General features: G+C 36.6%; 15 protein-coding genes and 1 pseudogene. 5 read left to right on the top strand and 11 right to left on the bottom strand.

Going from position 1 to position 23,888, the window contains the following annotated elements:
- Window positions 1-53: 53 nt before the first annotated feature.
- From J3U56_RS00080 to J3U56_RS00065, 4 genes are read right to left on the bottom strand one after another with little or no spacing between them, the layout of a single operon-like run.
- Window positions 54-1,448 (bottom strand): amino acid permease, encoded by a 1,395-nt coding sequence (locus tag J3U56_RS00080; protein ID WP_267333809.1) that lies wholly within the window; start codon window positions 1,446-1,448, stop codon window positions 54-56.
- Window positions 1,449-1,503: 55 nt separating this feature from the next.
- The gene (locus J3U56_RS00075) at window positions 1,504-2,610 is read right to left on the bottom strand and encodes an alanine/ornithine racemase family PLP-dependent enzyme (RefSeq protein ID WP_065633706.1); all 1,107 of its coding nucleotides are present in this window, start codon (window positions 2,608-2,610) and stop codon (window positions 1,504-1,506) included.
- 17 nt (window positions 2,611-2,627) lie between these two features.
- Complete coding sequence (locus tag J3U56_RS00070) at window positions 2,628-4,040, bottom strand: APC family permease (protein ID WP_065633707.1); 1,413 nt, start codon at window positions 4,038-4,040, stop codon at window positions 2,628-2,630.
- 55 nt (window positions 4,041-4,095) lie between these two features.
- Window positions 4,096-5,493, bottom strand: a complete 1,398-nt coding sequence (locus J3U56_RS00065) for a diaminopimelate decarboxylase family protein (RefSeq protein ID WP_267333811.1) — start codon at window positions 5,491-5,493, stop codon at window positions 4,096-4,098.
- 256 nt (window positions 5,494-5,749) lie between these two features.
- On the opposite strand from J3U56_RS00065, the gene J3U56_RS00060 reads away from it, so the two are divergent.
- Window positions 5,750-7,186, top strand: coding sequence for a sigma-54 interaction domain-containing protein (locus J3U56_RS00060; RefSeq protein WP_267333812.1), 1,437 nt, complete (start codon window positions 5,750-5,752; stop codon window positions 7,184-7,186).
- 14 nt (window positions 7,187-7,200) lie between these two features.
- Here the strand turns inward: J3U56_RS00060 and J3U56_RS00055 are convergent, their stop codons facing one another.
- On the bottom strand, window positions 7,201-8,382 hold the full coding sequence (locus J3U56_RS00055; protein ID WP_267366258.1) for an NAD(P)/FAD-dependent oxidoreductase: 1,182 nt from the start codon (window positions 8,380-8,382) through the stop codon (window positions 7,201-7,203).
- A 379-nt stretch (window positions 8,383-8,761) separates the two neighbouring features.
- Here J3U56_RS00055 and gltB point away from each other — a divergent pair, with 379 nt between their 5' ends.
- Window positions 8,762-13,219, top strand: a complete 4,458-nt coding sequence (gene gltB, locus J3U56_RS00050; protein ID WP_267366256.1) for a glutamate synthase large subunit — start codon at window positions 8,762-8,764, stop codon at window positions 13,217-13,219.
- A 13-nt stretch (window positions 13,220-13,232) separates the two neighbouring features.
- A complete protein-coding gene (locus J3U56_RS00045) occupies window positions 13,233-14,645 on the top strand; it encodes an FAD-dependent oxidoreductase (RefSeq protein WP_267333823.1) in 1,413 nt (470 codons plus the stop codon).
- A gap of 79 nt (window positions 14,646-14,724) precedes the next feature.
- Here J3U56_RS00045 and J3U56_RS00040 read toward each other — a convergent pair whose 3' ends face one another.
- The 3 genes from J3U56_RS00040 to mazG form a co-directional block, all read right to left on the bottom strand.
- Window positions 14,725-15,417 carry a glutathione S-transferase family protein gene (locus tag J3U56_RS00040; protein WP_267344649.1) on the bottom strand — a complete coding sequence of 231 codons (693 nt, stop codon included), beginning with the start codon at window positions 15,415-15,417 and terminating at the stop codon, window positions 14,725-14,727.
- 96 nt (window positions 15,418-15,513) lie between these two features.
- Window positions 15,514-15,954, bottom strand: coding sequence for a hypothetical protein (locus J3U56_RS00035; RefSeq protein WP_065633257.1), 441 nt, complete (start codon window positions 15,952-15,954; stop codon window positions 15,514-15,516).
- Entirely contained in the window at window positions 15,947-16,753 is an 807-nt protein-coding gene (mazG, locus tag J3U56_RS00030; protein ID WP_416380244.1) for a nucleoside triphosphate pyrophosphohydrolase, read from the bottom strand. The genes J3U56_RS00035 and mazG overlap by 8 nt, the downstream gene beginning before the upstream one ends.
- A 238-nt stretch (window positions 16,754-16,991) precedes the next feature.
- On the opposite strand from mazG, the gene J3U56_RS00025 reads away from it, so the two are divergent.
- Window positions 16,992-18,998, top strand: coding sequence for an OPT family oligopeptide transporter (locus J3U56_RS00025; protein WP_267333826.1), 2,007 nt, complete (start codon window positions 16,992-16,994; stop codon window positions 18,996-18,998).
- A 251-nt stretch (window positions 18,999-19,249) separates the two neighbouring features.
- Window positions 19,250-21,175, top strand: coding sequence for an ABC transporter ATP-binding protein (locus tag J3U56_RS00020; protein ID WP_267366252.1), 1,926 nt, complete (start codon window positions 19,250-19,252; stop codon window positions 21,173-21,175).
- A gap of 1,549 nt (window positions 21,176-22,724) precedes the next feature.
- Here the strand turns inward: J3U56_RS00020 and nusG are convergent.
- The 3 genes and pseudogenes from nusG to J3U56_RS00005 form a co-directional block, all read right to left on the bottom strand.
- Entirely contained in the window at window positions 22,725-23,270 is a 546-nt protein-coding gene (gene nusG, locus J3U56_RS00015) for a transcription termination/antitermination protein NusG (RefSeq protein WP_065633261.1), read from the bottom strand.
- Window position 23,271: 1 nt separating this feature from the next.
- On the bottom strand, window positions 23,272-23,673 hold the full coding sequence (gene secE, locus J3U56_RS00010) for a preprotein translocase subunit SecE (protein WP_065633262.1): 402 nt from the start codon (window positions 23,671-23,673) through the stop codon (window positions 23,272-23,274).
- 135 nt (window positions 23,674-23,808) lie between these two features.
- Window positions 23,809-23,888: pseudogene (locus J3U56_RS00005) on the bottom strand (elongation factor Tu); the annotation flags it as partial.

Raw genomic sequence — 23,888 nt, 5'->3', positions numbered from 1 at the left:
CCTATGTAATCAAGACAATATGTTTATTGACTCGATTACATACAAAGTGCCGATTAATGGCTTTTGTCGGGATTACGTTTTTTATAAAAAAAGTAAGAAATAAGAATAATAGCAATTAACACTAGCTCAGATAATAGAATGAAGTAACCTGACTCATCAAACCAAACCCCCATAATAATCACTGTATTTGCAATAATTGATATAATGGCTAACCAAGGAAATAAAGGCGATCTGAATTTAATCATCTCTTTAGGGTACTGACCAGTATTGACGCCTTTACGAAAACGGTACTGGCACCAAGCTATAACAATCCAAGCAAAACAACCGACCTGTCCGGTACCTGCAACTAAATAGATATAAAGTTTTTCAGCCGCAATATATTTAGAAAATAAGGATACTAATGCAATCAGTGCAATAAATAAAATCCCTTTTGTTGGCACACCTCGTTTATTCACATCTGAAAAATATTTAGGGGCTAAGTTATCTTGAGCCATAGACCATAACATTCTTGAGCTAGCATAAATTGCTGAATTAGCAGCTGAAATGGCAGCACAAAAAATAACAAACAGCATCCCATAAGAAGCAAAGCTAATACCTGCCTTATTAAATACCCATATAAAAGGACTGATCTCGGTATGTTCTGTGCCATAAGGATAAACCAGTGCTAATACCGCAATCGCTAACACGTAAAACAAAATGATTCGAAAAGCAACGCCAGTAATAATTTTGGGTAATACTGCTTGTGGTGATTGCGCTTCACCAGCAGCATTACCAATTAACTCAACACCTTGAAACGAATAAGTTACAATGGTCATACAGACAAAAATCGATAAAAAACCATTCGGAAACCAGCCATGTTCTGTCTTAAGTGTTGGTAACACGTGGGTTTGGTTATATTCTTGACATAACAAATAAATGCCAATACAAATAAACGCAATAATCGCCAAGACTTTAATGGTTGAAAACCAATATTCACTTTCACCAAATGCACGAACAGAAGTTAAATGCACACAAGTAATAACTGTAAGGATTAAAAGACTAAAAAGATAAATAGGAATTGCAGGAAAAACTTGATGGGCTATCATAGCAGCAGCAGTCAAATCAGCTGCCATCGACAGCACCCAACTTAACCAATATAACCAACCAATGGTATAACTCCAAATTGGGTTCGGAATAAACATTAATGCATAATGTTGAAAAGAACCAGCGTGGGGAAAAGCACAAGAAAGTTCACCTAAGCATAACATAGTTGCAAGCATAATACTGCCAGCCATTAAATAAGCAATAATAGTACCTAATGGGCCTACTGTACTAAGCGGTGCTGCAATACCAATAAACAATCCCGTACCGATTGATCCCCCTAACGAAATCATCAATAAGTGACGATTTTTTAGATTTTTCTTTAAGCTACTGGGATAAGGACTTTCTTGTGATTCTGATGTTGCCATGTAAACCGCCTAATAATTAATAACAGCTGCTGGCGTAACCAGCAGCTAACACGAATTAATAAATAAAACGTTTTTCTACACCATTTGTTTGGCAAGCCATAAGTAATGCTGTGTAATCAAGTTCAAAACCAATGATATCGCCAACACGCAATGTTTCAGTAACATCTTCAATATCGACAATAGTATGATCACTGGTCTGTCCTAAAACAGTAATACTATCATTAATCGGTACACAGTTTTCAGACGGTACATCTTGACGTCCAAAAGCGAGAAGTGCGCGTTTACGCGTACCATGATCAACAAAAGTTTTACTATTTAAAAACGCATCTACACCTAACTCACCAACAGGAACAGTTGGTTTACTATTGAGTTCAATAATTTGCGCATACAATTTATACAAATTACTGCATGCTTTATCGACAGGTTTATTTGAGTGATGGAATTCATCTAAATACTTCATATCCACATACTCAATACCAAACTCATGTAAACCACCAATTCTGATGTGATTTAAGCCTTCAGGCCAAACACCTTTATCAAGTAAATGATAACTCGTACAGTTACCCGCTGATAAATATTTGATCTTAATGTTACAAGCTTGCTCTACTTTACGCGCAATTTGTAAAAAGTCTACTCCATTTTTTACAGTCGGTAAAACCGTACCATAGCAATTGAAGTTTGTTCCAAGACCATAAAGTTCAACACCCGGTAACGATAAGATAAGCTTGACAGTATCGATGATATCATCAACATGTTCAAACCAAATACCTTCACGTAAATCACCCATATCCACCATTAATAAAACCTGATGAATTTTCTGCTGTTTAACCGCTTCATCAGAAAGTGCTTGGATAACTTGTTTTTCACTGTTTAAGCTAATGTCAGCATATTTAACAACATCACTAATTTCACTCAAACAAGGACTACGTAATAAACACGTTTTGCAATTTAACGCGTCTTTAAGTTTTTTTAGATTGTAAGTTCTTGACTCGGCAATTACATCAATACCACCATCAAGCACCGCCTTGGCGGTTTCAACGCAACCGTCAAAGACTTTATTGACCGCCATCACTTCAATGCCGTGCTTAGCAAGTATCTCTTTTTCGACTCGCGCATTATTCCTTAATTTGCGCAAATCAATTTCCAATATAGGTTTGTACATACTCTTACTCCTCTATATTATTGTTGTTGCAAACGATTACGTTTTTGTGCTCGGTAATATATCCATTCAGCTAGGACAATTGCAAGCACTGCACCACCAACAATTTTCGCAATATACTCAACATAACCACCCATATCAATTTGTGCAGGTGGAATAAAGACTAAGATCACCGCAAATAGCGTAGATAAGAATCCTAAACCGGGTAAAACAATTGGTAATACTTTACCTGGTATCTTAAAGCTACGTGGTACATCTGGTTGAGTAATACGTAAACGATAGTAAGCAATAAACATCACTAAGTAAGGAATAAAGTAACAAATTGTTGTTAATGCGGTTAACATCCAATAAGCTGCCGCAATACTTGGTGATACAAACGTTGAGAAACAAAGTACCGTTACAATTATTGCTTGGATAACTAAAGCAAATGCTGGTGTTTGATATACAGGATGTAAACGACCAATACGTTCACCAAGCAAATTATCTTCTTTAGATGCTTCTTGTAACATATAAATAGGACCAACTAACCATGAGTTAATTTGACCTAATGCACCAAAGAATAAACAAATTGCCATAACCGGTAATAACCAAGGCATATGTAACTCTTTAGCCGCTGCTTCCATCGCTTGCATTACGCCAGCAACAATATCAGTATCAGCAGCAGGTAATAAAGTATTAATTGCCCAAGTACCAATCATGTAAATACCAACAATTACAATTGCCGATACCGCCATCGCTTTAGGGAAGTCTCGTTGTGGATCACGAGTACGTCCAGCAATCATAGGTGCCACTTCAAGACCAGCAAAAGCAAACATCATACTAGATAAAAACACGATGGTGTCCCAACTGCTTAAATCTGGGATCCAATCACTAACATGACTATAATCAGTTGCCATCGGGTGACCAGTTAATAACCAAACAATGGCTAATAACACAATAATTGCAGCAGGAATAAATACCCCAAGCCATGCACTCACACTATTGATAATTTTGGTCCACTGCATACCGCGAATATTCATCAGTGTCAAAATCCAGAATACCACCATCGATCCTACACCAATAAACACCTGATTTTGCGCCAAATCGGCACTAAACATATAGCCAATTGCGGTAAAACCAAATTGCAACATGAGTGGGAAAAACAGCACACAAGAAAATAAGAAGCAAACAACAACAATCCAACCAATGCGTTTACCAAACGCTTCTTTTACCCACACAAAGATCCCACCATCTTTCGGCCAACCGGTGGAAAGTTCACCACAGACCATCGCTAATGGGAAAAACAAACAAAATGCAGCAAGTAACCAAAGCACCATTGCTGATGCCCCATAAGGCGCCACATTAGGAATTTGACGTAAACTTAGTATTGCAATAACATTCATAAATACAATGTCTTTAATACCAAGTAAACTTGAACCTTTAGAATCACTCATAAAATAACCTCACATTATAATATCTGGAGCACTATATGCCCCAGATAACTCATGATTAATACACGTCGTATCCAACCATATCTTCGTAAGTGTCCTCACGGCGAATCAATCGATCTTTGCCTTCTTTATCAATCATAACAACAGCAGTACGTGGGCGATTGTTATAAACAGTTTGGCTTTCGATGGTATAAGCACCCGCATCAAGGAAAGCGACAATATCACCAATTTGAGTATCTTTTGGCATTAAAAATTCTTCACCTTTAACCCCTACATGATAATAGTCGCCGCCATCACATAATGGTCCTGCTAATTTGATGTATTCATCATGTGCTTCGTTGATTCTTGAAGCATTGAAAACATAGAAGAACCAATCAAAATGTTGACTATCAGAAAGAACACTATAACCTGCATCAACAAATTTCCATTCAACATGCTCTTCGATGTTACCGTCTAAATCGTAATTAGTCTTACGTTTTTCACAAGCTACTTCGGTTAACAATACAGCAGCTGAACTTGTTACTTTACGTCCTGGTTCAATACAAATTTCAACATCTTTACGCCATTTGTGTACTTCTTTAATTACCGCATCAGCAAAATCTTGTGCTGTAATACCTGCGTACATGTTGTCTTCTAATGGGTTACCATTTTCTTCATCATATTTATATGGAACAGGAATACCACCACCAACGTTGATTAAATCAAATTTAATGCCAAGTACTTCTTCTAAACGGCGTGATTCGTCAACTAATACTTTGGTTGCTTTAGCAAAAGGTTCTGCTTCTGGTACCTGATCGCCAACATGCATATGTAAACCACGAAGATGTACATAAGGCATTTCAAGAATACGACGACAAGTTTCTTCAGCTTGTTCAAGGTCGATACCTGATTTAGCATGATAAGCAGTGACTAACTCTGCATGAGTTGCAGAAGGTACATTTGGTTCAACACGGACACACACGTTTGCTACTTTTTTCAAACGCTGTGAAATTTCATCAATAATATCAAGTTCATATAAGCTATCAACATTAATAATATAAAGATCATTTTTGATAGCAAATTCTAAATCAACAGGTTTTTTAACCACACCGTTGAAAACAATTTGGCTTCCTGGAAAACCAATTTCCAAACATTTACGCACTTCAAACATTGAATTAGCTTCAGCGTAAATACCCGCATCTTTAATCGCTTTGAGTACGCCCATGACTGAACAAGTTTTAGATGCATAGAAAATTTTGGTATTTGGATGTGCCTTAAATGCATCTTTAATTTCTTGAACGTTACGATCAATTTCTTTTTCAGAAAACACATAAAAAGGGGTTGGATATTTTTTGGCTAAATCGACTAAATCAATGCCATCAAAACAAAGTTTGCTACCTTCCGCACTAAAACGACGATCTTTGGTTATAAGATTGGTGCGTATTTTGTTATAATTAGACATAATTGTGTCAGACATATGACCTCCAGTTAATTAGTACATAAAAAAGTACACAATGAATAAGAAAAAAGGCTTTTCTCAGGTAATGCAATCAGCATGCCAACTTAAAAACAATTAAAAATCAATAAATTAAATATATAGGCATAGAAATAATATTAGTCATTTAGTAAAAAATATGTTTTTATGACGAATATTTGTCATTATTAGTGATGGTTGAACAAACTAAAGCTAGTTATATTTAGCAAATAATCCTAATTTCAAAGGTACGGATATCATGATAATCGATCCTGAATTATTAAAAGCATTAGAACTATTTAAACATTTTTTTGATTTAATGCATCAGCCAATGGCCATTATTGATAAAGAAGGTAAATATATTTATTACAATCAGGAAAGCGCAGATCTTGATGGTTACTCAGAAGAGCAAGCTATTGGTAAACCATTGCTCAAAGTCTATCCTAATTTGAAGAAAGAAGATAGTACAATGTTACAAGCATTACAACAAGGTAAGGAATATCAAGATAATTACCAATCTTACTATAATCATTTAGGTAAACTTGTTGATTATTTACATACTACAGTACCACTTTACAACAGTAAAAAAGAGATTATTGGTGCGGTAGAAATAGGCCGTAATTTATCTGATGTAAGGCAACTTCAAGATCAAGTCTTCACACTCAATAGAAAACTGTATCAAAATAAAGAACAACCTTTACCTGAAATTGTTTTTGTTTCGAATAAAATGCAGGATGTTATCGATCAAACTAATATTTTAGGTCGAAACGACGTTCCTGTACTGATTGTAGGTGAAACAGGCACGGGCAAAGAATTATTTGCTCGATTAATTCATCAAACCAGCCATCGCCGTGATAAGGCTTTTATTTCACTTAATTGTAGTGCATTACCGACAACGCTTATCGAAAGTACTTTGTTTGGAACCGTTAAAGGGGCATTTACGGGTGCTGAAAATCGACAAGGTTATTTAGAACTCGCCAACGGAGGCACACTATTTTTAGATGAACTTAATGCTATGCCTTTAGATATGCAAAGCAAATTATTACGATTTCTTCAGGAAAAAACCTATTGGCAATTAGGGGGGAATAAAGAGATACATTCAGATGTTCGAATTGTGGCAGCAATGAATGAATCCCCAGCGGAACTGTTACAAAGTGGTAAAATGCGCAGCGATCTTTTTTATCGCTTAAATGTTGGTTTAATTAAATTACCCGCTTTACGAGAACGAACAGAAGATATTCCGGTTTTAGCGCGTTATTTTATCGATAAACATAAAAATGATTTTAACGTTATTATTAGTGGTATTAGTGAACATGCACTTAAACAGTTAATGTCAGCACCATGGCCTGGCAATGTAAGAATGCTAGAGAATGCAATTGTACGAAGTATGGTATTACAAAGTGAACCGGGCGAATTACAACAAATAACCTTAGATGAAGAATTATTTGATATTAACAGCCCATATGCCGTAGTTGAAACAAATAATCAATCCGACAAAAATAATCCAACTACCCCACCTAACGGTAATAATTTAACTGAACAAGTGGAAAATTATGAACGTCAATTAATTATTGATGCATTAAATCAAGCCAATGGCAAAATTATTACTGCGGCTAAATTATTGAATATTTCCCGTACAACTTTACAATATAAAGTCAAAAAATATCATATTCAAATGGGCGTTATCGATAGTTAGATAACAATATAAAATCAATTAAAGCTTTGTGCGCAAGCAAATGCGCTACTCCAAGCCCACTGAAAATTATATCCACCTAGCCAACCAGCAACATCGACAACTTCGCCGATAAAATACAGGTTTGGTTGGGTATTGGCTGCCATTGTTTTAGATGAAAGTGCATCAGTACTCACGCCGCCTAAGGTCACTTCGGCTGTTCGATACCCTTCAGTACCATTTGGAATAATGCGCCACTGGGTTAACTTTTTATACAATTCAGACTGTTGTTTTGGATTAAGCTGCTTAACAATAGTGTCAGAAATGAAATTAAGTTGTATTAATACCTCAACCAATCTTTTAGGTAGAATTTGTGCTAAACAGTTTTTTAGACTTTGATTACGATTATTTTCCAGTAAAGGCTTAAATGCCGATTCAAACTCTAAATCAGGTAAAAGATTAATAACGATTTCTTCTCCTACTTGCCAATAACTCGAAATTTGTAGAATCGCCGGTCCTGACAATCCACGATGAGTAAAGAGTAGATTCTCTTTAAAACTGATTCGTTCATTAGATACTTCAACTAAAACAGCAATTCCTGATAACGAGGATAACACGTCTAACAAAGGCTTATGTAACGTAAATGGCACAAGCCCCGCTTTGACTGGCACAACAGGAATCGAAAATTTTTCGGCAATTTTATATCCAATAGCGGTCATACCTAGTGCTGGCATCGACTGTCCACCGGTTGCAATAATTAGTTTATCAGTATCAACAAAGCCTTGAGAAGTAGATAACTTAAATCCTTGCTGTTCAGCCTCCACATCTTCAAGTTGTGTTTTTAACATAAACTTAACTTGCCCTTTCTGGCACTCTTGAATAAGCATATCAACAATATCTTGAGCTGAATTATCACAAAATAACTGACCATGATCTTTTTCATGATAGGCAATATGATATTGATTAACGAGTTGGATAAAATCCCATTGGGAAAATCGTTTTAATGCAGATTTACAAAAGTGGCGGTTTTGCGAAATATAATGTTTTGCCTCAACATCGAGATTAGTAAAATTACATTTACCGCCACCAGACATTAATATTTTACGTCCTAATTTTTTACCATTATCAATGACTGTTACATCAAAGCCTTTTTGACCAAGTAATCCCGCACAAAAAAGCCCAGCAGCACCAGCACCGACAATTGTTATTTTGGTTTGCATAGTTGAATTATTGAAAATAAAGATAATAGATTATAACAATATTAATTTATCCATCCTAGCTATTAAATATTAGCATAATTTCATACTTAAACATCTAAATTTAGTTAAACTTATTTACAAAAATAACAATTATCATTGATATTAATTATATAATTTTTTTTGAGAATAAAAGCCATATACTTAATCATTACCTTAATAATCAACAAGCTACAAATCAATTATTAGCTTCATTAATAACTCTGATAGACCTTATTAAAAGATTGACTTATAAGTAATATTTATTTGACCAAAATACCTTTTTTCTTTAATTTCTTAGCCATTATGGGATTAATGCCTATACCTTCACAAAATATAAAAGCGATGATTTAGAGGCAATGATATGTTATATAACCAGCATCATGAAAAAGATAACTGCGGATTTGGTTTGATAGCCCATATTGAAGGGCAACCAAGTCACAAGGTGGTGCGTACAGCAATTCACGGATTGGCAAGAATGCAGCACCGTGGTGCCATTTTATCTGATGGTAAAACGGGCGATGGCTGTGGGCTTTTAATGCAAAAACCCGATCGATTTTTTAGGCTAGTAGCTGAAGATGCCAGATGGCGTTTAGCAACAAATTATGCTGTAGGCATGCTATTTTTAAGCCAAGATGAAGCCGAAGCTCAAGCTAGTCGTGAAATTGTTGAAGAAGAGTTAGCGGATGAAACTTTATCAATTTTAGGTTGGCGCGAAGTGCCAATTGATAAAAGTGTGTTGGGTGAAATTGCCCTGTCATCACTACCAAGAATTGAACAAGTCTTTGTTAATGCGCCTGCGGGTTGGACAAAAATTGATTTAGAGCGTCGTTTATATATGGTTAGGCGTCGCATAGAAAAACGTGTGCAAGATGATACGTTTTATGTCTGTAGTTTTTCAAATCAGGTCAATATCTATAAAGGTCTTTGCATGCCCAAAGATTTACCTCGATTCTATTTAGATTTGGCAGATATTCGTATGGAAACAGCAATCTGTTTATTCCATCAACGTTTTTCAACCAATACTGTACCACGTTGGCCACTTGCCCAGCCATTTAGACATTTAGCCCACAATGGTGAAATTAATACTATTGAGGGCAATCGCCAATGGGCCAAAGCGCGATCTTATAAATTTAAAACCCCGCTTATACCTGACTTACAAAATGCCGCGCCATTTGTGAATGTAACGGGTTCAGATTCAAGTTCACTTGATAATATGCTTGAATTATTCCTTGTTGGTGGGATGGATATAGTGCGTGCAATGCGTTTACTTGTTCCGCCAGCATGGCAAAACAATCCAGATATGAATGAAGATCTGCGTGCCTTTTTTGATTTTAACTCTATGCATATGGAACCATGGGATGGTCCAGCAGGCATTGTTATGTCGGATGGTCGTTATGCTGCTTGTAACTTAGATCGTAACGGTCTACGCCCTGCTCGTTATGTTATTACCACAGACAAACTCATTACCTGCGCATCGGAAATCGGTATTTGGGATTACCAACCAGATGAAGTGGTAACTAAAGGGCGCGTTGGTCCGGGCGAATTACTGGTGATTGATACCGAAGAAGGTCGCATTTTACAATCGTCCGAAACCGATAACGATTTACAAAAACGTCACCCATACAAAGAGTGGATGGCTAAGAATGTAAAACGTCTGGTTCCAGTTGAAGATCTTCCTGATGATGATATCGGCTCTCGTGATTATGATGATACGTTACTGGCGACTTACCAAAAACAATTTGGTTATAGCAATGAAGAACTTGATCAATGCATTCGCGTTTTAGGTGAAAATGGTCAAGAAGCAACAGGCTCTATGGGCGATGATACGCCATTTGCGGTATTATCAAGCCGTCCTCGCTTAATTTATGATTACTTCCGACAAAAATTTGCGCAAGTAACCAATCCACCTATCGATCCATTGCGTGAAGCGCACGTTATGTCACTTTCTACCAGTATTGGTCGTGAAATGAATGTGTTTGCCGAAGCGGAAGGACAAGCGCATCGTGTGGCATTTAAATATCCAGTTTTAGTGTATTCAGATTTTCAGCAGTTAACGACGTTAGAGTCAAAATACTATAAATCAGAAACGCTTGATATTACTTATGAAATTGATGGTAGCTTACGTGATGCAATTGAACAGCTTTGTGGTGATGCTGAAGCCAAAGTAAAAAATGGCACAGTATTGCTGATTCTATCAGATAAAAATATTGCAGCCGATCGCCTACCCATTCCTGCGCCAATGGCTGTTGGTGCCGTGCAACAACGTTTAGTTGAGAAAAATTTACGTTGCGATGCCAATATTATTGTTGAAACTGCAAGCTGTCGAGATCCACATCAGTTTGCTGTCTTACTAGGCTTTGGCGCAACTGCAATCTATCCATATTTAGCGTATGAAACTTTAGCGCAAATGGTTGATAAAGGTACGATTAATAAAACCTACCGTGAAGCCATACTTAATTATCGTAACGGGATTAATAAAGGTTTATATAAAATCATGTCCAAGATGGGCATTTCGACAGTCGCCTCTTACCGTTGTTCTAAACTGTTTGAAGCAGTTGGCTTACATAAGGATGTGGTAGAACTCTGTTTCCAAGGTGTCACAAGCCGAATTAGTGGTGCTAATTTTGATGATTTTGCTCAAGACCAATTCAACCTATCCAAAAAAGCGTGGTTACGTCGTAAACCATTAGAACAAGGTGGATTACTCAAATTTGTACATGGTGGCGAATACCACGCTTATAATCCAGATGTGGTGCAATCATTACAAAAAGCTGTAAATAATGGTAGTTATGAAGAGTATAAGCGTTATGCCGATATCGTCAATAATCGACCTGTTGCTACATTACGTGATTTATTAAAACTTAACCCACCAGAAAGTGGGGCTATTGCACTTAATGAAGTCGAACCTGAAGAGGCTTTATTTAAACGTTTTGATTCCGCTGCGATGTCAATTGGCGCGTTAAGTCCTGAAGCGCATGAATCTCTTGCAACCGCAATGAATACGTTAGGTGGTTTTTCAAACTCCGGAGAAGGCGGCGAAGATCCTGCTCGTTATAACAGTATAAAAGTGTCACGCATCAAACAAGTGGCTTCTGGTCGCTTTGGCGTTACACCAGGTTATTTAATGAGTGCGGATGTGATTCAAATTAAAGTGGCGCAAGGCGCAAAACCGGGTGAAGGAGGGCAATTGCCGGGTGATAAAGTCACACCTTATATTGCAAAATTACGTTTTTCAGTCCCTGGGGTAACATTAATTTCACCACCTCCTCACCACGATATTTATTCAATTGAAGATTTGGCACAACTTATTTTTGACCTGAAACAGATCAATCCAACAGCGATGATTTCAGTTAAATTAGTTTCGGAACCGGGTGTTGGAACAATTGCAACAGGGGTTGCTAAAGCTTATGCCGATTTAATCACGATTTCGGGTTACGATGGTGGTACCGGAGCCAGCCCATTAACATCTGTGAAATATGCCGGCTCGCCATGGGAATTAGGTCTGGTTGAAACACAACAATCGCTTGTTGCTAATGGTTTACGTCACAAAATACGCCTACAAGTTGACGGCGGCCTTAAAACGGGTGTTGATATTGTAAAAGCCGCTATTTTAGGGGCGGAAAGTTTTGGCTTTGGAACGGGGCCAATGGTTGCCTTAGGCTGTAAATATTTACGTATTTGCCATCTTAATAATTGTGCAACCGGCGTTGCGACTCAAGATGAGAAATTACGAAGTGAGCACTATCATGGATTACCTGAAAAAGCGATGAATTATTTCCGCTTTATTGCTCGTGATACGCGTGAAGTTATGGCTGAACTAGGTGTTAGTCGCATCATCGACTTAATTGGTCGTACTGATTTGCTGTTAGAACTCGATGGCATAACAGCTAAACAACAAAAACTTGATTTATCAGGATTACTCAAAACAGCGACACCGCTTGAAGGTAAACCGGTATATTGTATTGAGGATAATAAACCTTTTGACAAAGGACTACTTAATAAAGCGATCATAACCCAAGCACAAGAAGCAGTGGATAATCGTCAAAGCAAAAGTTTCTATTTTGAAATTCAAAATACCGATCGTTCAGTTGGGGCAAGTTTATCCGGCTATATTGCTAAAAAATATGGCGATCAAGGTTTAGTGACCGATCCTATCAACCTTAACTTTAATGGTACAGCCGGTCAAAGCTTTGGAGTATGGAATGCCGGTGGTGTGGATTTAACCCTTACAGGTGATGCTAATGACTATGTTGGTAAAGGCATGGCGGGCGGACGTATAGTCATTCGCCCCCCACAAGGTTCGGCATTTTTAAGCCATGAAGCAACCATTGCCGGTAATACCTGTTTATATGGTGCAACTGGCGGTAAATTATTTGCCGCAGGTCGTGCCGGTGAACGTTTTGCCGTACGTAATTCTGGTGCTATCAGTGTTGTTGAAGGCATCGGTGATAATGGCTGTGAATATATGACAGGCGGGATTGTTTGCGTACTTGGTAAAACTGGGGTTAACTTTGGTGCTGGTATGACTGGTGGATTTGCCTATATTTTAGATGCTGACGGTGATTTTCATAAACGTATCAATAAAGAGTTAGTCGAAATGCTAAATGTTGCTGATTATTCAATACATGAAGAGCACTTACGAGGCTTAATCATGGAGCATGCTCAACTTACTCACTCATCACGCGCTGAAGAAATTTTAGCTAATTGGCAAGATTTTGCTAAACAATTTGTTTTAGTTAAACCTAAATCGAGCGATGTAAAAGCGCTGCTTGGTCATCGTAGTCGTTCATCAGCAGAACTACGCGTTCAAGCACAGTAAGGAGAGCACGAAAATGAGTCAAAATGTTTATCAGTTTATCGATTTACAACGTGTCGATCCGCCAAAAAAACCGTTGAATATTCGTAAAATAGAATTTGTTGAAATTTACGAAGGATTTTCCCCTGCGCAATCTCAAGCCCAAGCCGATCGCTGTTTGGCTTGTGGTAACCCATATTGTGAATGGCGTTGCCCTGTGCATAACTATATTCCGAATTGGCTAAAATTAGTTAACGAAGGTAAAATTTTAGAGGCAGTTGAACTCTCTCATCAAACTAATAGTTTACCGGAAGTTTGTGGCCGTGTTTGCCCTCAAGATCGACTTTGTGAAGGATCATGCACCTTAAACGCAGAGTTTGGCGCTGTTACTATCGGTAATATTGAACGCTATATTACCGATGAAGCCTTTAAAATGGGCTGGAAACCTAACTTAACTAATGTTGAAAAAACCGGATTAAAAGTCGCCATTATTGGTGCGGGTCCTGCAGGACTTGCTTGCGCTGATGTTTTAGTACGTAATGGTGTAACACCGGTAGTTTTTGATCGTCATCCTGAAATTGGTGGGCTATTAACCTTTGGTATTCCTGCATTTAAATTGGATAAGGAAGTATTAATTAACCGTCGTAAAATTTTTACCGAGATGGGAGTTGAGTTTCGTCTAAATACCGAAGTAGGAAAAACAGTTCAATTATCTGAGTTACTTAATGAGTTTGATGCTGTTTTTATTGGAACAGGCACCTATCAATCAATGCGCGCAGGACTTGAAAATGAAGATGCTAACGGCGTTTATGATGCGTTACCATTTTTGATCGCCAATACTAAGCACATAATGCATCATGAACAAACCAAAGATACCCCATACATCGACATGAAAAATAAGCGTGTAGTTGTATTAGGTGGGGGAGATACAGCGATGGACTGTGTCCGCACTTCAATCCGCCAAGGTGCAACTAACGTGACTTGTGCCTATCGTCGGGATGAAGCCAATATGCCGGGTTCTAAACGCGAAGTCAAAAACGCCAAAGAGGAAGGGGTACAATTTCAATTTAATGTACAACCATTAAGTATAGAAATTAGCAATACCGGACACGTTACCGGCGTGAAAATGGTCAGGACTGAATTAGGTGAACCAGATGCTAAAGGCCGCCGCTCACCGGTTATTATTGAAGGTTCAGAATTTGTTCTTCCTGCTGATGCTGTAATTATGGCATTTGGCTTTAAACCCCATGCTATGCCATGGCTAGCCGAACATGGTGTTGATTTTGATGATAAAGGACGGATTATCGCTCCAGAAATGAAAGGTTATCAAACAACCAATGCCAAAATCTTTGCTGGCGGCGATGCAGTACGAGGCTCTGACTTAGTCGTCACTGCCATTAGCGAAGGACGCAAAGCAGCAGAAGGAATTTTAGATTATTTAGAAGTGTGATTGCGTTTTTAGATTAAATCCAAAGATTACCCCCACTTACGCAATGTTAAGTGGGGTTATTTTTTAGCAAAATCTTTAATTATCGGTGTAATCGATAAGGTTCATCCATCGTGACAAAACTGTGTTCTTTTAACGCTGCATTTATCCAATCTTGAATACCTTTAGTATAACAAATCGTTTCAATGTAATTAGCTAAAGTTGAGCTTGTCTGAATATGATAATTTTTTAATCTTAAGCATAAAGGTGCATAAAATCCATCAGCTATACTAAAATCACCAAATAAATAGCGATCATTTGATTTGTTAGAAGATAAAAAAGACGTTAATAAATCATCTAAGAACAAGAGCTCTTTTTTAACTTCGGGGTGATCACGTAAAATTATCTGCCCAACTTCTGGCAATTCAGCCTCGATATTCATGGGTAAATAATTTCGAATCGCTTGAAATCCCGAATGCATTTTTGCAACTAAGCTACGAGCCATTGCCCTACGTTTTATATCCGTTGGCCATAGTGCTAAATTGCGATGCTGTTCAGCTAAGTATTCACAAATCGCTAAAGAATCAGTAATGACAAGATCGTTATCAACAAGTATCGGAACAGTTCCAAATTTTGAAATGGATGATATCGTAGTTTTAAATATAGAATCTTCATCAAAACTATCAAATTTAACCAATTTTTCAGCAAAGGGAATATCAAAGTATTTCATCACCACCCAAGGCCGCATAGACCACGTAGAGTAGTTTTTATTGCCGATATAAAGTGTGTAATTCATTTTCAGCCATCCTTGGAATAAAGATTAAGTTTAGCTTTAGGCGCTAATCTTACTTAACCTTTTCATTAAGAATCTTAAACAATACACTTTATGAAGTTATAAATAAACCACATGCGTGCCTTTTTCAGGTTGGAAAGTCGCTTTACCAAACTCATCAAGAAAATAAGCAATATGATCAGTTTTATCACCCAATAAACGCCCTTTCACTTTATTCCAGGTCATTAGCACAATCATTGCATCGGGTTCACAGCAAATCAGCATAGGTTGTTCAAACTCTTCATTATAATAAAACTCGCCACCATATATTTTATGTGCGGTGAGTAATAGGTAGCATCCATACTCTTGAGCAATCATATTTAATTGTTCTTCAGGAATACTAAAGTTTTTTTCGGCAATTTCACTGATAATCATTTCTACAACAGTGATGCTCTTTTCAGAGTAATCAAGCTGATTAATGCTCCATGTTGGACTATGTAATATCGCATTTTGTGCCCATGCTTCTATTTCTTGATACAGTTCGTTTTTTTGTTCAGTCATTTTTATTTACTTCGCTATTTGATTTTTCTAATTGCTTAACACTTTGCCACGCGTCTTCCATTTGTTCAAGTGTTGCATCAACTAAAGCCAGATTTTTTTGTTTTAATAGTGATTCCACTTGTTTAAATCGACGAACAAACTTGTTATTTGCTTTTTGCGCGCAAAGTTCCGATTTAACTTTCAAATGACGTGCTAAATTAACCGTTGCAAAAATCAAATCGCCTAATTCTTCTTCAATTTTTCCTTGTTCAAGTGTTGATTTATTTAGCTCTTGCTCGACTTCAATTAGCTCTTCTTTTACTTTATCTAAGACAGGCTGCAACGCTAACCAATCAAAACCAACAGATGCACAGCGTTTTTGGATTTTCTCAGCTCTCATCAAAGCAGGAAGAGAATTAGGAATATCATCGAGTATCGAGAACTGTGCTCGCTCATTACGCTCTTGTTGTTTGAGCTGCTCCCAATTGGGTTTTGCAGCAGGATTATCTGAAAAGATATGTGGATGACGACGGACTAATTTATCAGCAACCGCATTGCAAATATCATCAAAATTAAACGCCTTTTGTTCGTCAGCCAAATCAGCATAAAAAACAATTTGAAATAACAGATCGCCTAATTCATTTTTCAGTTCTTGCATATCTTGTTGATCGATAGCCTCTAAAACTTCGTAAGTTTCTTCTAAAGTATAAGGCTTTAATGAGGTAAAAGTCTGTACGCGATCCCATTCACAACCATTAATCGGATCACGAAGTTGCTTTGTAATAGCTTGTAGACGCTTTAATCCATTCACGGTAGATATCTCAATTAAATTGATCTAAGCGCATATTGTAATATATTCACAATAAAACAGTTATTATTTTAATATTACTAACCTATTACTACTCAAAATATTCATAATAAATTCAAGCACAATTACACTAAAAAAAATTTAACAAGCAAAAAAAAATCCAAATAAGACAAACAAAAACAGATAAACAACAAATAAAGTAAATTTCAGTATATAATGTCGGTATGATAAATCAATTACATTAATAAAAATGAATAACTTACGTGAACTTACATTAAGAGGCACTATTCTAGGTGCCTTTATAACGATTATTTTTACTGCATCTAATGTCTATTTAGGTTTAAAAGTTGGATTAACATTTTCTTCTGCTATTCCAGCAGCCGTTATTTCTATGGCAATATTGAGGCTTTTTTCTGGCTCAACCATTTTAGAAAATAATATGGTGCAAACCCAAGCATCAGCAGCGGGTACCCTGTCTTCAATTATCTTTGTATTACCGGGATTATTAATGATTGGTTACTGGCAAGGTTTTCCGTTTTTACAAACCTTTGCCATATGTGCTGCAGGAGGGATGTTGGGCGTATTATTTTCAATCCCATTGCGTCATGTTATGGTAGTAAAAAGCACACTACCTTATCCCGAAGGAATCGCCGCTGCGGAAATTTTAAAAGCTGGCTCAAAATCAGGGGATAACGATACCAATGAAGGGCTGAAAGATATTTTAGTCGGTGGGGTCATCGCTTCTGTAGTCAGCGTTTGTACCAATGGTTTTCGATTACTATCTGAAAGTATCTCTTATTGGTTTACCGGTGGTAAATCAATCTTTCAATTACCAATGGGTTTTTCGTTAGCTTTACTTAGCGCAGGTTATTTGATTGGTATTATTTCGGGTATTGCTGTGTTAGTTGGGACAATTATTGGTTGGGGATTTGGTATTCCTATTTTAAGTCTTATAACCGATTATGATACTAATGAGCCTTTATCTAAAATTGCTATGGGACTTTGGGCAAAAGACATTCGCTACATTGGTGCGGGTACAATTGCAATTGCTGCAATATGGACATTATTAACATTAATCAAACCAGTTATTGAAGGCTTAAAAATATCATTCAGCACTTTACGTTCTGATGTTTCAGCGAATGATATCGCCGAAACAGATCGCGATCTCTCGCCTAAATCAATCTTTTTGATAATGGGTGGGATACTAATTATCTTAATCGTGACTTTTTATTCATTTATTTCTGGCAGTGGGTTATCAACAGGCGTTGCATGGGCATTAGTATTTTGTGCAGTGCTATTTGCTTTTATTATGGGCTTTTTAGTTGCTGCCGCTTGTGGTTACATGGCTGGACTAGTTGGCTCGTCCGCAAGTCCAATATCAGGCATTGCCATTGTCGCAGCTATTGTAATTTCGCTTATCTTATTAGGTTTAGGTGAAGCCAATGGTATGTTAGCATCCGTTGAAGGATCCAATTTTGCGACTGCGTTAGCACTATTTACTACCAGTTCAGTTTTAGCCGTTGCTTGTATTTCTAATGATAATTTACAAGATCTTAAAACAGGCTATCTTGTTAAAGCGACCCCTTGGAAACAACAGGTTGCTTTACTCATTGGTTGTGTGGTTGGTGCTATTGTTATCGCGCCTATTCTTGAGATTCTCTATAACGCATATGGTTTTACTGGGGCATTACCACGAGCAGATATGGATCAGTCACAAGTGTTAGCTGCGCCGCAAGCAACCTTAATAACAACTATCGCCAAAGGAATATTCTCTCATCAACTTGATTGGACCATGATTATAATCGGTTTGGCGGTTGGTACAATGATTATCATCATTGATTTAATTTTAGCAAAATCAAAATGTCGCTTCCGTTTACCTGCACTAGCGGTGGGCTTAGGTATCTATTTACCACCGACCATTACTATGCCAATCTTCGTGGGCACCATACTGTCGTGGTTAATTAAGCGTAGTGCTTATGCTAAGGCAAAAAAACAAAATTTAGATCCTCAAGCGCAATATAAAAAAGTTGATCGTAAAGCGGCGTTAATTGCTTCGGGATTAATTGTGGGTGAAAGTTTAGTTGGTGTGTTATTAGCGGTAGTGATTGTTATCAGTATTGCCAGTGGCGGTAGTGATGCACCACTGGCTATATCGGCTGACTTAGGTACATTACCACAATATTTGGGATTAGCGGTATTTGTGGCGATCTGTTTGTACTTTATTCGTCGATCGTTAACAGCAATCAAACAATCATAATAGAACTAAATAACGTTAAGCCCTTTAGCAATCATAAAGGGCTTTCATTTATCTGAAAGCCTTACCTACCTATCCCTCACATTGATATTGCAATCAATGATTTTCATGGTTATATCAACAATTTGTTGTGCAATTTTAGGCGTTAGATTATAAGGACTCATTACCATCTTGGTCATCCTATTTTGATTTTACTTGAACTTCAATTTTTGCTAGGATAGCGCATTTTATTTTGAATAATAGATCACTATATCATGATTATTTTTGATTCCATCCAAATTCGCCGAGGTGTTAATCTACTATTAGATAATGCTTCCGCTACTATTAATCCTAAACAAAAAGTGGGATTAGTTGGTAAAAATGGTTGTGGAAAATCCACCTTATTTTCGCTAATCAAAGGTGAAATTCAAGCAGACGGTGGTAGCTTGAGCATTCCTGCACAATGGCAACTTGCTTGGGTTAATCAAGAAACACCCGCTTTAGATGTGCCTGCTATTGAGTATGCTATTGATGGGGATCGAGAGTATCGCCAATTAGAACAGAAATTAGCCATTTCTAATCAAGAAAATAATGGTGAACAAATTGCAATTATTCATGAAAAACTCGATACCATTGATGCTTGGTCAATACAGGCAAGAGCTGCAACACTATTACATGGTTTAGGATTTTCTAACGAACAACTTCTGTTACCGGTTAAATCCTATTCGGGCGGTTGGCGAATGCGACTAAATTTGGCACAAGCGTTAATGTGTCGTTCTGATTTACTGCTACTGGACGAACCGACCAATCACCTTGATTTAGATGCTGTAATTTGGCTTGAAAAGTGGTTAAGTAATTATCAAGGTACACTAATTTTAATCTCACATGACCGCGATTTTTTAGATCCGCTAGTGAATAAAATTATTCACATCGAACAAAAGAAATTATTTGAATACACAGGCAATTATTCCTCATTTGAAACACAGCGCTCAGCAAAACTGGCACAACAACAATCATTATACGAAAGCCAACAACAGAAAGTCGCTCATTTGCAAAGTTATATCGACCGTTTTAGAGCTAAAGCAACCAAAGCGAAACAAGCGCAAAGTCGAATTAAAATGCTAGAAAAAATGGAACTGATAGCACCGGCTCATGTGGATAATCCTTTCCATTTTAATTTTAAACCTTCTGAATTTTTACCAAGTCCATTATTGATGATGGATAAAGTGGTTGCCGGCTATGGAGATAAAATTGTCCTTGAAAAAATTAAATTGAATCTTGTGCCAGGCTCAAGAATTGGTTTATTAGGACGCAATGGAGCGGGTAAGTCGACCTTAATTAAATTATTAGCGGGCGAACTACAACCTAAAGAAGGCCATATTAATTTAGCCAAAGGTGTTCAATTAGGCTATTTTGCTCAGCATCAGTTAGAGTATTTGCGTGGTGAAGAATCACCACTTTGGCATCTAACCAAACTTGCTGATCCTAAAATAACAGAACAAGAACTGCGTAACTATTTAGGTGGTTTTGATTTTCATGGTGATAAAGTCAATGAACCTGTAAAAACATTTTCAGGCGGTGAAAAAGCGCGATTAGTGTTAGCATTAATTGTTTGGCAAAAACCCAATTTATTGTTACTTGATGAACCCACTAACCATTTAGATTTAGATATGCGTCAGGCATTAACCGAGGCCCTTATTGATTTTGAAGGAGCTTTAGTTGTTGTATCACATGATCGTCATCTATTACGTTCAACAACTGATGAGTTTTATTTAGTCCACAATCATAAAGTCGAACCATTTAATGGCGATCTTGATGACTACCAAAAATGGCTTGCTGAAGAACAGAAAGCTGAAAATCAGCCTGAACCCGATCAAGATACGGCTAAAAAAGATAGTGTTCAAAATATTTCTTCGCAAGAGCGCAAAGAACAAAAACGTCGTGAAGCGGAATTAAGATCACAAATGCAGCCAATAAAAAAATTGTTGCAAAAAGAAGAGCAAGTTCTTGAACACCTGACAAAACAATTAAAAGCGATTGAAGAACAATTAGCTGATCCAACTATTTACGAAACAGAAAATAAATCACAATTAACCGAATTATTACTTAAACAGAGCCAACTTAAAGGTGATCAAGAAGAATCAGAGATGAAATGGTTAGATTTACAGCAGCAACTAGAAGATTTTAACTGTGAGGTTTAATATTGTTTTTTGACTTTTATTTTTGCTAATTAACATATAGCCATAATAATCTTTACTAAAAGAGCAATATTGAAACGTATTTTATTGTAAATGGCTAATTTTGAATATTGTAATAAAAGCAACCTCGCACACAAATATATCCTTGTTTGGTTGCTGTTGACTAAAGCAACCAATACAAAAGCAAATGATGTAAAAGATAAAATAAGATCGCCTTATGAAAGGTAGTCTTATACTTTATCCTTAGTAAAAAATAAAAAGAGTTAAACAAATCAAATTGTATTGCTAAAAATAATTTATTGAATTTGTCTAGGCAATTTACTCATCTAATACCAACATTCCTTTTCGATGAATTTTTAGATAAAATTCATCGCCGTCTTTTGGCTTTAAATTAAATGGAATTAACTTTTAAAAGTAAGATTTAATCATGCCAGTTAACTGAAATCTCATACAAAGACACCCTGCACACTATATTTTCGGCATGATATTTTTGGCAATCTTCAGCTTTTTTGGTCATCAACTCAATAGTTTCTAGTCTAATACCAACAATACACTGTGTTGATTTAAGTTTGATTTGATCTTGGCATTTCAGCTTTTAATCTAAAATTGAAATATAATCATAGTGATAATGTGCTAAGAAAATATTAGCACACCCATAAAATTAGTTTTTGATAAACCTAAATAGTTGGTAGCAAATTCCGTAACATCCCATTATCGGCATAACACAAGTCTAACAACAACAATCAGGGTAATAATTGATAATAAAAAGTTCGACCTATAACCATTATATGCTTAGCATATTCTAGCACTATGCGGTGCATAAATTACCCCTAAATGTCGTATTAACTCCAACAGCAATACCTAATAAAATTGCGTTAAAAATAACTCGAATAAATAGATCGTTGATAAAATATTAATAAATTGAAACGGTATAAATTTTTCTGTCCATGAACATCGTCAAAATATAGCCGGAGTTGGGTATACGGCACATACTAATATGGTAATTGTTATTATTGTTTTAATGACAAAGCAATCACCTTCCATTCCCTAAAAGCCAGCAAACTTATGCATCATCATCATTTCAAACCAAAAAATATTATTGCATAGCCTATACGAGGATAACAAACCATAAGATGGTTATAGTCAATACCATACAAAATAATGTATAAATAGCATAAAAATGAAAAATTTGATTTAAAACATAAAGTTAATTACACCATTATGAGCTATAAAAATATTTTTAAGTGAAGATACTTAATGAGAAGAGTAGCTAGTAGAAATATACTAATGAAGTAAAAATAGACAAAAAACTAAATGCAGTACAAATCATATCTGTCGGTGATGAACAAATTCACCTTTATGTTTATCCTATCATTTTATCGAAAGGATAAAACGTTGACGTGGATCCAAACAGGGCTATCTACGTCATTACATTTAAATAGCGAATAAAAAGTAGTAATTGTTATTTTTAAGGCAGATTTTTTGCATAAAAAAAATCACAGAATAATTTCTGTGATTTTTGTTGTCATTGAATTAAAAATATTCAAATAAATTAGCTTTTTTCTACTTGGCTAAAATCAAGCTCAACAGGTGTTGAACGACCAAAAATAGAAACTGAAACTTTTAGGCGACTTTTTTCGTAATCAACTTCTTCAACCACACCATTAAAGTCAGCAAATGGCCCTTCATTAACACGCACAAGCTCACCCGGTTCAAACAACGTTTTAGGGCGAGGTTTGTCACCGACTTGTTGTAAGCGATTCATAATTGCATCAACTTCACGTTGACTGATCGGTGCTGGTCTATCCGATGTACCACCAATAAAGCCCATAGTTCTTGGTACACTTTTGACCAAATGCCAAGTCGCATCGTTCATTATCATTTCAACTAGTACGTAACCTGGGAAGAATTTACGTTCACTCTTACGGCGTTGACCACTTTTCATCTCAACGACTTCTTCTGTAGGAACTAATACTTCGCCAAATGCGTCTTCCATATTATGTAATTTGATATATTCACGTAATGATTGTGCAACACGCGCTTCATAACCTGAGTAAGCTTGAATGACATACCAACGTTTTTGTTGTGCTTCGCTCATATTAACGTCCTATTGATGTTAAATAAAAGACTATTGAACGGAATAAAGAATCCATTCCCCAAAGTGCTAAGCCGACAATCACAGTAATTGCAGCAATGAGTAAAGTTGTTTGTACGGTCTCTTTACGTGTTGGCCAAACTACCTTTCTTAGCTCTTTTCTAGATTCTTGTAAAAACACATAAAATGCCTTACCTTTATTTGTTGTAAAGGCAATAAATAAAGTTAACAACGAAATTACAACAACCGCAATAATTCGTACAATAGTATTTGGTTGATATATATCATTAGGTCCAGCAAAATAGAAATTCCCCCAGACAATAAACGCAATCAGTACTAGAACTAAACCCCATTTGAATTTGTCTAGATTCGTGTTTGTATCTTGACTCTCGTTACTTACTAGCATATAAAACCTATGATTATGTTATTTATAATAATATCTATTTTCCAAAATGCTCTTTAAAGAAAAACATTTTGCTAAACAGACTAGATAAGAAAGGGTATCAAACGACACCCTTCTTATTGTCGCTAGTGTATAAAATTATTTAATAACTTTAGCAACAACACCCGCACCAACAGTACGGCCACCTTCACGAATCGCAAAACGTAAACCTTCTGCCA

It is taken from the genome of Gilliamella sp. B2824 (assembly GCF_026536245.1).
Taxonomy (GTDB): Bacteria; Pseudomonadota; Gammaproteobacteria; order Enterobacterales; family Orbaceae; genus Gilliamella.
The sequence above is the reverse complement of the archived record's forward strand: the minus strand, read 5'-3'. Positions and strand labels throughout refer to the sequence as shown.